General features: G+C 50.5%; 16 protein-coding genes and 1 pseudogene. 8 read left to right on the top strand and 9 right to left on the bottom strand.

Going from position 1 to position 14,603, the window contains the following annotated elements:
* Window positions 1-54: 54 nt before the first annotated feature.
* The 4 genes from appC (at window position 55) to appA (ending at window position 4,230) form a co-directional block, all read left to right on the top strand.
* The gene (appC, locus tag C1P89_RS10490; protein WP_000263570.1) at window positions 55-1,599 is read left to right on the top strand and encodes a cytochrome bd-II oxidase subunit 1; all 1,545 of its coding nucleotides are present in this window, start codon (window positions 55-57) and stop codon (window positions 1,597-1,599) included.
* 11 nt (window positions 1,600-1,610) lie between these two features.
* Entirely contained in the window at window positions 1,611-2,747 is a 1,137-nt protein-coding gene (gene appB / locus C1P89_RS10485; RefSeq protein ID WP_000460803.1) for a cytochrome d ubiquinol oxidase subunit II, read from the top strand.
* Window positions 2,748-2,759: 12 nt separating this feature from the next.
* Window positions 2,760-2,852: a cytochrome bd-II oxidase subunit CbdX gene (gene cbdX / locus C1P89_RS10480; RefSeq protein WP_000270305.1), complete on the top strand. Its 93-nt coding sequence runs from the start codon at window positions 2,760-2,762 to the stop codon at window positions 2,850-2,852.
* A gap of 79 nt (window positions 2,853-2,931) precedes the next feature.
* Entirely contained in the window at window positions 2,932-4,230 is a 1,299-nt protein-coding gene (gene appA, locus C1P89_RS10475) for a bifunctional acid phosphatase/4-phytase (protein WP_001300464.1), read from the top strand.
* A 114-nt stretch (window positions 4,231-4,344) separates the two neighbouring features.
* Here appA and etk read toward each other — a convergent pair whose 3' ends face one another.
* From etk to C1P89_RS10430, 9 genes and pseudogenes are all read right to left on the bottom strand, one after another.
* On the bottom strand, window positions 4,345-6,525 hold the full coding sequence (etk, locus tag C1P89_RS10470; protein WP_000208650.1) for a tyrosine-protein kinase: 2,181 nt from the start codon (window positions 6,523-6,525) through the stop codon (window positions 4,345-4,347).
* A 19-nt stretch (window positions 6,526-6,544) separates the two neighbouring features.
* On the bottom strand, window positions 6,545-6,991 hold the full coding sequence (gene etp, locus C1P89_RS10465) for a protein-tyrosine-phosphatase Etp (protein WP_000057865.1): 447 nt from the start codon (window positions 6,989-6,991) through the stop codon (window positions 6,545-6,547).
* Window positions 6,979-8,118, bottom strand: a complete 1,140-nt coding sequence (locus C1P89_RS10460) for a polysaccharide export protein (RefSeq protein ID WP_001295357.1) — start codon at window positions 8,116-8,118, stop codon at window positions 6,979-6,981. The genes etp and C1P89_RS10460 overlap by 13 nt, the downstream gene beginning before the upstream one ends.
* A 45-nt stretch (window positions 8,119-8,163) precedes the next feature.
* Window positions 8,164-10,260: a YjbH domain-containing protein gene (locus tag C1P89_RS10455; RefSeq protein WP_000742350.1), complete on the bottom strand. Its 2,097-nt coding sequence runs from the start codon at window positions 10,258-10,260 to the stop codon at window positions 8,164-8,166.
* Window positions 10,260-11,006: a capsule biosynthesis GfcC family protein gene (locus C1P89_RS10450; RefSeq protein ID WP_001038062.1), complete on the bottom strand. Its 747-nt coding sequence runs from the start codon at window positions 11,004-11,006 to the stop codon at window positions 10,260-10,262. The genes C1P89_RS10455 and C1P89_RS10450 overlap by 1 nt, the downstream gene beginning before the upstream one ends.
* A pseudogene (gene gfcB, locus C1P89_RS10445) lies at window positions 11,003-11,648 on the bottom strand (lipoprotein GfcB). Before gfcB ends, C1P89_RS10450 begins: the two are co-directional and overlap by 4 nt.
* Before the next feature lie 106 nt (window positions 11,649-11,754).
* A complete protein-coding gene (locus C1P89_RS10440) occupies window positions 11,755-12,060 on the bottom strand; it encodes a hypothetical protein (protein WP_005141976.1) in 306 nt (101 codons plus the stop codon).
* Between the two features lie 446 nt (window positions 12,061-12,506).
* Complete coding sequence (gene cspH / locus C1P89_RS10435) at window positions 12,507-12,719, bottom strand: cold shock-like protein CspH (protein WP_000087763.1); 213 nt, start codon at window positions 12,717-12,719, stop codon at window positions 12,507-12,509.
* Window positions 12,720-12,815: 96 nt separating this feature from the next.
* Window positions 12,816-13,513, bottom strand: a protein-coding gene (locus C1P89_RS10430) for an IS1-like element IS1A family transposase (RefSeq protein ID WP_094096600.1) whose coding sequence is annotated in 2 segments (ribosomal slippage) — window positions 12,816-13,264 and window positions 13,264-13,513 — 699 coding nt in all. Because the reading frame shifts where the segments join, the coding sequence is not laid out codon by codon here.
* A gap of 268 nt (window positions 13,514-13,781) precedes the next feature.
* Here C1P89_RS10430 and cspG point away from each other — a divergent pair.
* From cspG to C1P89_RS10410, 4 genes are read left to right on the top strand one after another with little or no spacing between them, the layout of a single operon-like run.
* Complete coding sequence (gene cspG, locus C1P89_RS10425) at window positions 13,782-13,994, top strand: cold shock protein CspG (RefSeq protein WP_000066490.1); 213 nt, start codon at window positions 13,782-13,784, stop codon at window positions 13,992-13,994.
* 10 nt (window positions 13,995-14,004) lie between these two features.
* Window positions 14,005-14,193, top strand: a complete 189-nt coding sequence (gene ymcF, locus C1P89_RS10420) for a cold shock small protein YmcF (protein ID WP_071524879.1) — start codon at window positions 14,005-14,007, stop codon at window positions 14,191-14,193.
* Window positions 14,168-14,398 (top strand): protein YmcE, encoded by a 231-nt coding sequence (ymcE, locus tag C1P89_RS10415; RefSeq protein WP_001309400.1) that lies wholly within the window; start codon window positions 14,168-14,170, stop codon window positions 14,396-14,398. Before ymcF ends, ymcE begins: the two co-directional genes overlap by 26 nt.
* A complete protein-coding gene (locus C1P89_RS10410) occupies window positions 14,388-14,561 on the top strand; it encodes a GnsA/GnsB family addiction module toxin (protein WP_001019197.1) in 174 nt (57 codons plus the stop codon). The genes ymcE and C1P89_RS10410 overlap by 11 nt, the downstream gene beginning before the upstream one ends.
* The last annotated feature ends 42 nt before the right edge of the window (window positions 14,562-14,603 follow it).

Here is a 14,603-nt window from a genome sequence, read left to right as displayed (position 1 = left end):
AGGGAGATCTAACATTATCGGGTTATTTTTCTCTCTTCGCCTACAGGAGTGCGCATGTGGGATGTCATTGATTTATCGCGCTGGCAGTTTGCTCTGACCGCGCTGTATCACTTTTTATTTGTACCCCTTACCCTGGGGCTGATTTTTTTGCTGGCTATCATGGAAACCATTTACGTGGTCACCGGCAAAACAATCTACCGCGATATGACGCGCTTCTGGGGTAAGCTCTTCGGTATCAACTTTGCTCTTGGCGTGGCTACCGGCCTGACCATGGAGTTTCAGTTTGGTACTAACTGGTCATTCTATTCCAACTATGTGGGCGATATTTTTGGCGCACCGCTGGCGATGGAAGCATTAATGGCCTTCTTCCTCGAATCCACCTTTGTCGGGCTTTTCTTCTTCGGCTGGCAGCGGCTGAATAAATACCAGCACCTGCTGGTGACGTGGCTGGTGGCGTTCGGTTCAAATCTCTCTGCATTGTGGATATTGAATGCCAACGGTTGGATGCAATACCCGACCGGTGCGCATTTTGATATCGACACCCTACGTATGGAGATGACCAGCTTCAGCGAGCTGGTCTTTAACCCGGTCAGCCAGGTGAAATTTGTGCACACCGTAATGGCGGGCTACGTGACCGGGGCCATGTTTATTATGGCGATCAGCGCCTGGTATTTACTGCGCGGACGGGAGCGCGATGTTGCATTACGCTCGTTTGCCATCGGTTCCGTCTTCGGTACTCTGGCGATTATCGGCACGCTACAACTCGGAGACAGTTCTGCGTATGAAGTCGCGCAAGTACAACCGGTAAAACTGGCGGCGATGGAAGGGGAGTGGCAAACGGAACCTGCTCCTGCACCGTTCCATGTGGTTGCCTGGCCGGAACAGGATCAAGAGCGTAACGCCTTTGCCATCAAAATTCCCGCGCTGTTAGGGATCCTCGCCACTCACTCATTAGATAAAACCGTGCCGGGTCTGAAAAATTTGATGGCTGAAACCTACCCACGCTTGCAACGCGGACGTATGGCCTGGCTGTTAATGCAGGAAATATCGCAAGGCAATCGTGAGCCGCATGTGTTGCAGGCATTCCGGGAACTGGAAGGTGACCTGGGCTACGGCATGTTGCTCTCCCGCTATGCGCCGGATATGAATCATGTCACAGCCGCACAGTACCAGGCGGCGATGCGTGGCGCGATACCTCAGGTTGCGCCGGTATTCTGGAGTTTCCGCATCATGGTGGGCTGTGGTTCCCTGCCGCTACTGGTGATGCTGATTGCGCTTGTCCAGACGCTGCGTGGCAAAATCGACCAGCATCGCTGGGTGCTGAAAATGGCGCTCTGGAGTTTGCCGTTGCCGTGGATTGCGATTGAAGCCGGGTGGTTTATGACCGAGTTTGGTCGTCAGCCGTGGGCGATACAGGACATCTTACCGACATACTCCGCGCACTCCGCTTTAACCACAGGACAACTGGCTTTCTCACTGATCATGATCGTAGGGCTTTACACCCTGTTCTTAATCGCCGAAGTCTACCTGATGCAGAAATATGCCCGTCTGGGGCCGAGCGCGATGCAGAGTGAACAACCGACGCAGCAACAGGGGTAAAGGGGAAAATCATGTTTGATTATGAAACATTGCGCTTCATCTGGTGGCTGCTGATTGGCGTGATCCTGGTGGTCTTTATGATCTCCGACGGATTTGACATGGGGATCGGCTGTCTGCTGCCGCTGGTGGCGCGTAATGATGATGAACGCCGGATAGTGATAAACAGCGTTGGTGCACACTGGGAAGGCAACCAGGTCTGGTTGATCCTCGCTGGTGGGGCATTATTTGCCGCCTGGCCCAGAGTGTATGCAGCGGCGTTTTCCGGCTTTTATGTGGCGATGATCCTGGTGCTGTGCTCACTGTTCTTCCGCCCGCTGGCCTTTGATTATCGCGGAAAAATCGCCGATGCACGCTGGCGTAAAATGTGGGACGCCGGTCTGGTCATCGGCAGTCTGGTGCCGCCGGTAGTCTTCGGTATCGCCTTCGGCAACTTGTTGCTCGGCGTGCCGTTTGCCTTCACACCGCAATTACGCGTGGAGTATCTCGGTAGCTTCTGGCAACTGCTGACGCCATTCCCTTTATTGTGCGGATTGCTCAGCCTTGGGATGGTGATTTTGCAAGGTGGCGTCTGGTTACAACTGAAAACTGTTGGTGTGATTCATCTGCGTTCACAGCTGGCCACCAAACGCGCTGCACTGTTGGTGATGCTGTGCTTTTTGCTGGCGGGTTACTGGCTGTGGGTCGGTATTGATGGCTTTGTACTGCTCGCCCAGGATGCTAACGGTCCTTCCAATCCGTTAATGAAACTGGTGGCAGTGCTACCTGGTGCCTGGATGAATAATTTCGTCGAATCGCCCGTTTTGTGGATCTTCCCGCTGCTGGGGTTCTTCTGCCCATTGCTGACGGTGATGGCGATTTATCGTGGTCGCCCGGGTTGGGGATTTTTAATGGCGTCATTGATGCAATTTGGCGTGATTTTCACGGCAGGCATCACGCTGTTCCCCTTTGTCATGCCGTCAAGCGTGAGTCCAATCTCCAGCCTGACGTTGTGGGACAGCACTTCCAGTCAGCTGACGCTGAGCATTATGTTGGTAATCGTGCTGATATTTTTGCCCATTGTGTTGCTCTACACTCTCTGGAGCTACTACAAAATGTGGGGACGCATGACAACAGAAACTCTCCGCCGTAACGAAAACGAGTTGTACTAAGGAGCAGGAACAATGTGGTATTTACTTTGGTTCGTCGGCATTTTGTTGATGTGTTCGCTCTCCACCCTTGTGTTGGTATGGCTGGACCCGCGTCTGAAAAGTTAACGAACGTAGGCCTGATGCGGCGCATTAGCATCGCATCAGGCAATCAATAATGTCAGATATGAAAAGCGGAAACATATCGATGAAAGCGATCTTAATCCCATTTTTATCTCTTCTGATTCCGTTAACCCCGCAATCTGCATTCGCTCAGAGTGAGCCGGAGCTGAAGCTGGAAAGTGTGGTGATTGTCAGTCGTCATGGTGTGCGTGCTCCAACCAAGGCCACGCAACTGATGCAGGATGTCACCCCAGACGCATGGCCAACCTGGCCGGTAAAACTGGGTTGGCTGACACCGCGCGGTGGTGAGCTAATCGCCTATCTCGGACATTACCAACGCCAGCGTCTGGTAGCCGACGGATTGCTGGCGAAAAAGGGCTGCCCGCAGTCTGGTCAGGTCGCGATTATTGCTGATGTCGACGAGCGTACCCGTAAAACAGGCGAAGCCTTCGCCGCCGGGCTGGCACCTGACTGTGCAATAACCGTACATACCCAGGCTGATACGTCCAGTCCCGATCCGTTATTTAATCCTCTAAAAACTGGCGTTTGCCAACTGGATAACGCGAACGTGACTGACGCGATCCTCAGCAGGGCAGGAGGGTCAATTGCTGACTTTACCGGGCATCGGCAAACGGCGTTTCGCGAACTGGAACGGGTGCTTAATTTTCCGCAATCAAACTTGTGCCTTAAACGTGAGAAACAGGACGAAAGCTGTTCATTAACGCAGGCATTACCATCGGAACTCAAGGTGAGCGCCGACAATGTCTCATTAACCGGTGCGGTAAGCCTCGCATCAATGCTGACGGAGATATTTCTCCTGCAACAAGCACAGGGAATGCCGGAGCCGGGGTGGGGAAGGATCACCGATTCACACCAGTGGAACACCTTGCTAAGTTTGCATAACGCGCAATTTTATTTGCTACAACGCACGCCAGAGGTTGCCCGCAGCCGCGCCACCCCGTTATTAGATTTGATCAAGACAGCGTTGACGCCCCATCCACCGCAAAAACAGGCGTATGGTGTGACATTACCCACTTCAGTGCTGTTTATCGCCGGACACGATACTAATCTGGCAAATCTCGGCGGCGCACTGGAGCTCAACTGGACGCTTCCCGGTCAGCCGGATAACACGCCGCCAGGTGGTGAACTGGTGTTTGAACGCTGGCGTCGGCTAAGCGATAACAGCCAGTGGATTCAGGTTTCGCTGGTCTTCCAGACTTTACAGCAGATGCGTGATAAAACGCCGCTGTCATTAAATACGCCGCCCGGAGAGGTGAAACTGACCCTGGCAGGATGTGAAGAGCGAAATGCGCAGGGCATGTGTTCGTTGGCAGGTTTTACGCAAATCGTGAATGAAGCACGCATACCGGCGTGCAGTTTGTAATGCATAAAAAAGAGCATTCAGTTACCTGAATGCTCTGAGGCTGATGACAAACGAAGAACTGTCTAATGCGTAGACCGGAAAAGGCGTTCACGCCGCATCCGGCCACTTTCAGTTTTACTCTTTCTCGGAGTAACTATAACCGTAATAGTTATAGCCGTAACTGTAAGCGGTGCTGGCGCGTTTAATCACACCATTGAGGATAGCGCCTTTAATATTGACGCCTGCCTGTTCCAGACGCTGCATTGACAAACTCACCTCTTTGGCGGTGTTCAAGCCAAAACGCGCAACCAGCAGGCTGGTGCCAACAGAACGCCCCACGACCGCGGCATCACTCACCGCCAGCATCGGCGGCGTATCGACAATCACCAGATCGTAATGGTCGTTCGCCCATTCCAGTAATTGACGCATCCGATCGCGCATCAGCAGTTCAGACGGGTTAGGTGGCACCTGACCGCGAGTAATCACATCAAAGCCTCCTTTGCCAAAATGCTGGATCACTTTGTTGAGCTCATCTTTACCTGCCAGATATTCCGACAAGCCATGTTCATTACTCACGGTAAACAGGTTATGCGAATAACCACGGCGTAAGTCGGCATCAATAAATAACACTTTTTGATCGGACTGGGCGATCACCGCTGCCAGAGTTGAACTGACAAACGTTTTACCACTGTCTGGCGTCGCACCGGTGATCATCAGAATGTTATTCTCCGTCTCCATCATAGCGAAATGCAGACTGGTTCGTAGCGCACGTACGGCTTCCACAGCAGAATCCGCCGGGTTATCCACCGCCAGGAAGGGGATATTTTTAGTACGATGGCGCTGCTGATTAGAAAATAAATTTTTCTTACGCAGACGGGTGCGTTTATCCAGCCACTCGGACATTGGGATAGTGGCATAAACGCTGATGCCGTGCTCTTCCAGTTGTTCCGGGGCTTCTACACCACGACGCAACATCGCACGCGCCAGCACGGCACCCACAGAAATAAACAGGCCAAGAATAAAACCAAGCACCACATTCAACGCTTTTTTCGGTTTCACTGGCTGCGGCTGAGTGACTGCCGGGTCGATAATCCGCACGTTACCAATGGCACTGGATTTCGAAATACTCAACTCCTGCTGGCGGTTAAGTAATTGCAGATATACCGCACGGCCCGCTTCTACGTCACGACTTAAACGCAACACTTCCTGTTGGGTGGAAGGCATTGCCGATACCCGCTTATTCAGGCGTTTGCGTTCTTGCTCCAGCGTCTGGCGTTTTTCCAGCAGCGCACGATAAGTTGGGTGATCTTTCTTATACAGCTGGGAGATCTCTGCCTCGCGGAAGGTCAGCTCATTGAGTTGATTATCAACGTTCACAATCTGCTCAAGAACGGCTTTGGCTTCCAGGTTAAGGTCAACCGAATCGCGCTGCTGGCGATAAACGTTGAGTTTTTCTTCCGCCTGGTCCAGCTCGCTGCGCACTTCAGGTAACTGGCGCTGTAAGAATTCAAGGCTTTGTGAATCCTGCGCCGCCTGGCGAGCGATATTCTGTTGCAAATAGTTGTTAGCGATGCTGTTCAGAATACGAGTAATCAACTGGGGATCATCACCAGTCATGGTAAGTTCCAGCATCCCGCTTTCTTTACTGCGTTCGCTAACGGTAAAGGTTTCCTGCAATGCGTTAATCGCTTCCAGTTCGGTACGCTGGCTCAGGACAAACTGTGTTCCTGGTTTGGCCTTAATGTCCGCGATAGTCAGCGCAACGCCATCTTTTTCCAGACGCTGGCCGACCATACCATTGACGGTGAACTCTTCACCTTCCAGTGTATAGTGGCCGTTTTCCCCAACCGTGAGTGTCAGTTGCTGATCCTGACCATTCAGTTGTGGAATATGCATCCAGCTGATCGCCAGCTCACCTGGTTTTTCTTTGGTTAATCTCGCCCAGCCGCGACCCACAATCGGAAAATACTTCTGCTCAACTATGTCGCGCAGATTCAGTTCAGCAATGGTTTTACCGAGAATCATGCGCGATTGCAGCAGTTGGATCTCCGGTGCAGACTCGGGCGATGAGTTAGGGATCATATCGCTCAGGCCGCTGAGAATGGCGTTGCCCTGTTTTTGCTCAACCTGGACCAGAGTATCTGCCTGATAAATTGGTGTGCTTAACAGCGAGTAAGCGACAGCGATCAGCGTGAATAACGCGGTCACGCTGATAATAAACTTACGGTGATCCCATAACTCGCCGACCAGACGAAGCAGATCGATCTCATTTTCCTGAGTGCTGCCTGGTGGCGTATTCATATTTTTAGTTGTCATCGTATTTTATAAACTCAAATTATCGGCTGAGGCGCTTCGCCCATTCCTGACTGGCGCGCTCCAACATACCGTAGACATGTTCAAATGCGTCCTGACTTTTACGATAGGGATCCGGGATCTCTTTCTGTTCCAGCCATTGCCCAAACAGCATTGTCTTCCCGCGGACCTCGGGAGCAATTGCGGTAACCTGAGCAATATGTTCCGACTCCATTGCCAGAATCAGATCGTAATTTCGTGCCATCTCAGCAGTGAGCTTACGTCCGGCATGTCCTTCAAGAGATACGCCATGATTAGCGGCAACATCTGCCGCTGTCGCATCTGCAGGGTGTTTTATCAGACCATGAACACCTGCCGATTTGACTTTTACGCCCGGCAGACGTTTACGCAGCAAGCGCTCGCCAATGGGCGAACGGCAAATGTTGCCGGTACAAACCACCAGGATTGAGTTAAATTTTAGTTGGGCCATGTTTGAATCCACCGTGAAGTCTCTGTCAGGTCATGCACCCCGGAAATCGTCGGTACCAGCAGAGAAATCACACGGTTCCAACGAGCCAGCGGCGCGGTAGTGACATAAACAATGTCGTAAGGTTCAAGCTGGAATTCCGTTCCGAGTATCATTGCCGATGCGTCCTTCGCATTCAGCTGATAAATATTGGCGATTTTGCCATTCTGCTTGTTTTGCGTTGCACGAATAACAAAAATCCCCGTCGCATCAGCGACATCCTGATTCATACCCTCAGCGTTACCCAGCGCTTCCGCCAGGGTCATACCGCTGCGGTCCATTTTCAGCGTGCTCTGTTTACCCACTTCACCCATCACGAAGACTTTCAGATCATCGTTGCGCGGAATAAATAAAATATCGCCCGGGTGCAGCAGTTTGTTCTGGCGCAAGTCGCCACGCTGCATCAGCGCATAGAGGTTCACTTTGGTCTTTACGCCATTCTGGGTGAGCACCACGTTGCGCCAGTCTGCATCTGCGGTCAGACCGCCCGCGGCGTTAATCGCATCCATGATGGTCAGAGGAATATTGGTAATCGGCTGCTGACCCGATTTGCTGACTTCGCCGGTGACGTACGCTTTTTGCGATCGGAACGCCGCGACGCTGACATCGACTTGCGGGCTTTCAATGACTGAATCGAGACGCGCTGTAATCTCGTTGCGTACCTGGGTAAGTGTTTTCCCGGCCACTTTCAGGCGACCAATATAGGGGTAGAAAATCGCACCATCGGCGTTAACCCAGTTGCCGGTATCACTGGCGCTACGGTATTGCCCTGCGGGGGTGGTTAGTTCCGGGTGATCCCAGACCGTAACCATCAACACATCACCAATCCCGATACGATATTCATAGTTTGCGATTTGCTGCTCCAGCTCCGGGTTAGCCTGCGACATAATCGGTTTGGCGCGCAACTGATCAATCAATCCTGGCGTGACGGGATAGATATTGACCATTTTGTCCAGGTCATACTGATTGTCAGGTAGTTCAATGACATCCTTGTTACTGGTCGATAAATTCTGACCAGGAACAAGGGTACATGCTGTCAAAGACAGAACAGCCAATGTCAGTACCGAAAACTTAAAAATGTTCTTTTTCATTGGTTTATATTTATCAGTCAATGTAATGTTATGAATTACGTCAGGTTATTGTCCAACCGGTACTTCTCGCTCTGCCGTCATTGGATAGAGCTGGTATTTGCGTGACAGCATTTGTCCACCATCACGCGTCAATGGTGTCCACGAAACCACCGCGCGGTTGCGGTTAGGTCCAATGGTCATCAAGTCGAACGGAATCGAGATATAAAAACCTTTACTAAAGCCGCCTTCGCCGTAGTCATCTTTAGATACGTTACTGATTGCCGCCCATACCCCTACCGCCACGCCGCTGTCAAAGCGTTTGGCGACGTCGATCGTTGCCCCTTTATCTTTTGCCAGATATTGCCCAACGCTAAGTTTCATCAGTACGCCATTGAGCGTCGGCGGGTTCCAGTAAGCCGTCACGAAACCAGTTGGCGTGGAATAATCGGTGAAGCGCATCATGTTGTCCCAGTCACGTTGCTTCACGTAGTTAACGTCCACACCCAGCGCCCAGCTGGCATCTAGCGGGCGATAAAGCAGCTCGGAACCGACACCGGCGTACATCGTTTCCAGATAACCGCCATACACCTGGCCATAGAAACCATTGCCTAAGTCGGCAAAGTAGTTCGCCTGCAAGTTGTTGAGATAAACGTCATTGCGAACGTAATCACGGATATGCGTGCGCACGCGGGGCAGGGTAGAGTCCGCGGGCAACTGCGAAGACTTAAACTTGTCGTAGTTGTTGTAAATATTGGTGAAAATACCGCCATCAAGCAGCAGGTGGTCGGTAAACCAGTAGCGGGCACTGGACATCAGCCCCAGCTGGAACATATAGAAATCTTCCGGGCCGCCCAGCGACTGTGAAAGTGTTGGGTTGAAAGAGTAGCTAAAGCGATCTTCACGAATACGGTAGCCCCGACCAAAGGCAGAAAGATCTTCTGCTTCAACACGTTGTTGTTGAAGTTGCTCTGATTGACCAGGCGCTGTACCAGCCAGCTGTTTGCGCAGGCTGGCTACGTCGGTTTCGGTAGTCACCATCGCCATATGCTCGCGCTTTTGCGTCACGCTAATCTTCTCAACGCCTTGCGGCAGGTTATTCACCAGAATCCGGTTGGCACGATCGACCGCTTCGCGAGAATCACGGTATTTGTATTGTTGACCAGACATATACAGCGTCTTATCGCGCAGCTGAATTTCCGGTGCTTCAAAACCTGCGTTGTACTTCAGCGCGGTAAGTTGGTTCGCTACTGTGGTGTACTGCAATCCTTCAGATTCAGGCGCAGGTTGATATGCCGGTTTTGGCGTATCGCGCAGGGCAGGGCGCAGATCGTTGAAATTGGTCCGTAACGTGAAGCCAAACATCAACGTGTTACCGCGTTCATAACTCAGGTTGAGATCTGCCCAGCTGGCAGCGCGATAAACTGCGCCGACGTTGAAATGGCTTGCCTGAGGCAGTTTGCCAGCGAAATCATTCTGGTAATTGTTGCCATCGTATTCGAGTTTCAGACGCAGGGGATTCCACGGCGTTTGATACTCAATGCCGCCAAAGATGGAAGCCGGGCCACGAAAGATATCGCTAAAGCTGATATCGCCCGCATCGTGAGACTCTGCGCGATGACAATATTTATCGCTCACCCGGCAAAACGGGTTGGTAATATTGCCCGCATTACCGGCGTAGCCCCATGCCATCCCGAGGGTGAAATCAAATGGCCCCGCTTGCTTGCTGGCCACCAGATACTCACCGTCAAACAGACCCGTACCAGCAATATCACGTTTACCAAACGCCACTTGCGGTAGCCAGTAACCTTCTTCCCACAGGCGAAGTTTAAAATCGAATGATTTGTCTTTGTATGACTGATCGCCGCTGAAATCTTCCCACTGGCTATATTTGCGTGTGCGCACATCCGTATAACGAATGGTGCCTTCCAGCCATGGGAACAGCGCCACGGAGGTGGAGTAGAACCGGTATTGATCGTTATCCCGGTAGTTGACGCTGAATTCACCTTCCGGTGCGATGCGCGCATTTGGCATCTGCAACAATCCTGTGCCGCCAAAGTCTGATTGCGACGAACCCAGCGGATCCGGGTAGGTTAATACTTCAGCATGACAGGCACTGGAGACGGCAATGGCCAGGCAGCTTAAAAGATAAGAATTCTTCTTCATCAGTCAGGAACACGTTGCGTTAAAACAGACACAATCTGGTCATTTAAATCAGCATATTTTTCGGGCAGTACATGCGCAGAAAAGCCCAACCAAAGCTGGCTGCCAGGCGGTGGTTCCACATGTCTTTTATTCCACAGGGCAACAGGGGCGACGACAGTCTCACCCTCAGGCGTAATCACCATAACGTTATTCTTGTCCGCGCCTGCAAGGCGGGGGTGATCTTGCAGATAATCGGTAACGCTACGGCCTGCCTGCCAGGGCAATTGCCCGGCCCCAGAAACCGCACCCAGCAGAGTAATAGTCACCGGACGCTGTACGGTATAGAGCGTATAGTCCCCGACCAACGGGGGATTGCTGTTCTCATCCACTCGTACAAAATCAGGGTCCAGTTTGACCGGTAAGCGACCAGTGATATTGAGATTGAGTAACTGCTGGCGCACGGATTTAATCGTTGCCGCCACATCGTCGTCAGCTTCTGCTTCCCAGGAAGCAAGCTGTGCCATGACATGTTGGTAGTCTTTAAGCGCTTTAGCTTTCGCCGCAGAGTCGGTCAGCAAGGCACCAGGCCACCAGAGGCGATCGCGCAGTTGCGGTTGTGTCACCAACTGGACAACATTTTCCATGGGGCCAACGGAAAGTGTCTGTTGTTCGCCAGGCAGATAAATAGTCACCGTTCCTTGCGCAAAGGCATGGGGTGTCATTACGTAAAGTACGCTGGCAATGAAATACGACTGTAATTTATTCATGGTGCGGGTTTAAGAAACGTCATTTCTACGGGAATAACCCCTGCGCCTAACATTTGCCGACTTTGACGAACCTGGCCAGTAGCCGAATCGACCCAGAATGTGTTTTGCCACTGTTTTTTCTGGCCGCGTGGAAGTCACCTCTTCCTGCCAGACATTACACAGCACATTGCGACCCGCAATATTCAGCGTCTCTAATCCAGCAAAGGAAAAAGTAGAACTCAGGGTCGCAGAGCGAAAATGGTTGTCTTCACTCCAGAGAATATCGCGCGTCCAGCGGCTGCCATCTTTTATTGCCAGCGCGTTACGCAGAGGGTCCTGCCCGGAATTTGTCACTTCCAGCAGATTATTATTAAGTTTGACGGTTTTTAAAAGACGTCCATTGTGGGTAACCAGCATGGCGTTATCCTGGGATAACCATTTGCTTTGTTCTTGTTCTATATATCCCAGTACCACAAAGATTCGTTGCCCTTCATTAAGGCGTAAATACATCGTGGAATAAGGCAACGCCTGGATCTGCTGATCCGCTACGGTGATATCCTGATTATCGAAAAGGCTGGCGCGAAATGTATCGACCATACTTTGCTGGCTGTGCGTACATCCCGCAAGAAATAGTGCGAAAATCGATAAAATAAGAGGGCGCACCTTTAATCCTTGAAAGGTTAATTAAAAAAATGCAAATCTCTAAAGCCCGGTACGAATATCGCAACCGGGTATCATTTAACTTTAATTTCGACGCGTTAAAGCAGTATTAGCGTGTAGTGGACGTGGTGGTTGAGGTGTTATGAGAACCGCCATCGCCACTGTCATTTGCTGCAACAACTGCCAACGTCGCCACACCAACAGCCGTTGCCACACCGACAACTGTCGCCGTGCCGACAGCGCCAGCAGCCACGCCACCAGTGGTAGTAGCAGTCGTGGTTGCGCCGGTAGTGGTCGTTGTGGTGCCAGTAGTACCCGTCGTTGCCTCGGTCCCGTTTGTTGCTTCAGAGGCAGCAAACGCAGCTGGCGTCGTCAACATGAAGGCCATAAGGATTGCAGAAAGCTTGTGTTTCATAACTTTTCCTTTATTCATCGCATGGACAATACGTACGCTTGAGATCAGGATTGTCTACTTTGAGTATAACATCCTTGTGAAATCTCCCTTTCCTCATACCGCTTGCACTATATACTGATACTGCGGGTAGGAAAGGTGCGCAGAGGGAAATATAAGATTATTAACGATCCCCTCTGGAAATACGACTTGTGAGCATAAGATAAATCTTAGCAAAATACAAATTAAAGATAAGGAAATTGTTACGAAAGCTATTAATTATTGTTGGTAATATAGTTTCAAGTGGTACTATAACTGGCTGTTAAATGGCATTTATAACTATTAGGTGCAGAGATATTCGCTTAAATGGATTAGTTTCTTTGTGGAAAAGTAACTGATGTTATAATGTATGATGTTGACTATTGCACTATTCCAATAAAACCAGTCAGCTTTAAACAAGCAGCGTCATATTAAGAGAGATAAACATTTGCCGCTGTTGGTCCTCGCAGGCCATTTACGCGGCAAAATTCCACACGTAATCCTGGTATAAGCACTTCTGCGTCGCGGGGAGTGAATGCGGAAATATGGACCTGAACTTCTTTACGACCGTCGGAGGGGATAATGAATCCTTTGCCGCTTTTGCGATCAAAGGTTTTGACAATTCCTGTCATTTTACGGGACAAACAAATTCCTTACTGAAAATACTGCGCTGCACTATACGGGGTTAATAAAATAAAGCCAGCGATATTTAAGACCGCCGGACGGGTAATGACTCCAACTTATTGATAGTGTTTTATGTTCAGATAATGCCCGATGACTTTGTCATGCAGCTCCACCGATTTTGAGAACGACAGCGACTTCCGTCCCAGCCGTGCCAGGTGCTGCCTCAGATTCAGGTTATGCCGCTCAATTCGCTGCGTATATCGCTTGCTGATTACGTGCAGCTTTCCCTTCAGGCGGGATTCATACAGCGGCCAGCCATCCGTCATCCATATCACCACGTCAAAGGGTGACAGCAGGCTCATAAGACGCCCCAGCGTCGCCATAGTGCGTTCACCGAATACGTGCGCAACAACCGTCTTCCGGAGACTGTCATACGCGTAAAACAGCCAGCGCTGGCGCGATTTAGCCCCGACATAGCCCCACTGTTCGTCCATTTCCGCGCAGACGATGACGTCACTGCCCGGCTGTATGCGCGAGGTTACCGACTGCGGCCTGAGTTTTTTAAGTGACGTAAAATCGTGTTGAGGCCAACGCCCATAATGCGTGCAGTTGCCCGGCATCCAACGCCATTCATGGCCATATCAATGATTTTCTGGTGCGTACCGGGTTGAGAAGCGGTGTAAGTGAACTGCAGTTGCCATGTTTTACGGCAGTGAGAGCAGAGATAGCGCTGATGTCCGGCAGTGCTTTTGCCGTTACGCACCACCCCGTCAGTAGCTGAACAGGAGGGACAGCTGATAGAAACAGAAGCCACTGGAGCACCTCAAAAACACCATCATACACTAAATCAGTAAGTTGGCAGCATCACCCGCCGGACGGCTAAAATAAAATTTGCTTAATCTCAATTATCATGCGTTAATAGCTGCGTCGGTTTGAAAGACAGACAGCATACAAAGTAGTTTACTAAAGCAGTTCTCATTATCAGGCATTATCCCCTTCTTTTGAGTCTCTCTCCTGAACACTAAGTAGTTTCTGTATTAAAGCCCTGTTTGCCGAAAGGCCCAAAATGAAGGAAGTAAAATATGTCTAATAAAATGACTGGTTTAGTAAAATGGTTTAACGCAGATAAAGGTTTTGGCTTTATCACTCCTGATGATGGCAGCAAAGACGTTTTCGTCCATTTCACCGCCATCCAGAGCAATGAATTCCGCACGCTGAACGAAAATCAGAAAGTTGAATTTTCTATTGAGCAGGGGCAACGTGGCCCCGCGGCAGCGAACGTTGTTACGCTCTAAGGTTGCCGTTATTACTCAACATCTCCATTTCCGCTGTCCATGTTGTCATGGTTCACAGTACCGCACATCGGCATTCGATGTGACGGAGCGAAACCCTTTGGGCGCTAAGTGTATTTTTTGTAAATCGACGATGATCACCTTTGATAACGTCGCGCTGCAAATACGCACTGACCATGCGCCGCTGGATTTCACAAAATAATATCAGGCTCCCTCGTGGAGCCTTTTTTATATCTGCCTTATTTTTCTTCAACGCTGTATGTATAGTAAGCGATAACCTGTTGATTATTGAATCTTTCGGGGAGATGGCTTATAACATTTCTTACCTGACCAGGGTACCGGGAACCAACACCTTACTGGCGTGTTGCTGTCTTTTAAGACCAGAAGAGGTTAACAGTGAATATTGAAGAGTTAAAAAAACAAGCCGAAACGGAAATCGCCGACTTTATCGCGCAAAAAATCGCCGAGCTGAACAAGAATACAGGGAAAGAAGTCTCTGAAATTCGCTTCACCGCACGAGAAAAAATGACCGGGCTTGAAAGTTATGATGTCAAAATCAAAATAATGTGATTTTGTGAACATCACCCCGTGCGAGGTGATGTTCCGCTTGTT

This window comes from Shigella sonnei (assembly GCF_002950395.1).
In the GTDB taxonomy this organism is placed as follows: Bacteria; Pseudomonadota; Gammaproteobacteria; order Enterobacterales; family Enterobacteriaceae; genus ECMA0423.
The sequence above is the reverse complement of the archived record's forward strand: the minus strand, read 5'-3'. Positions and strand labels throughout refer to the sequence as shown.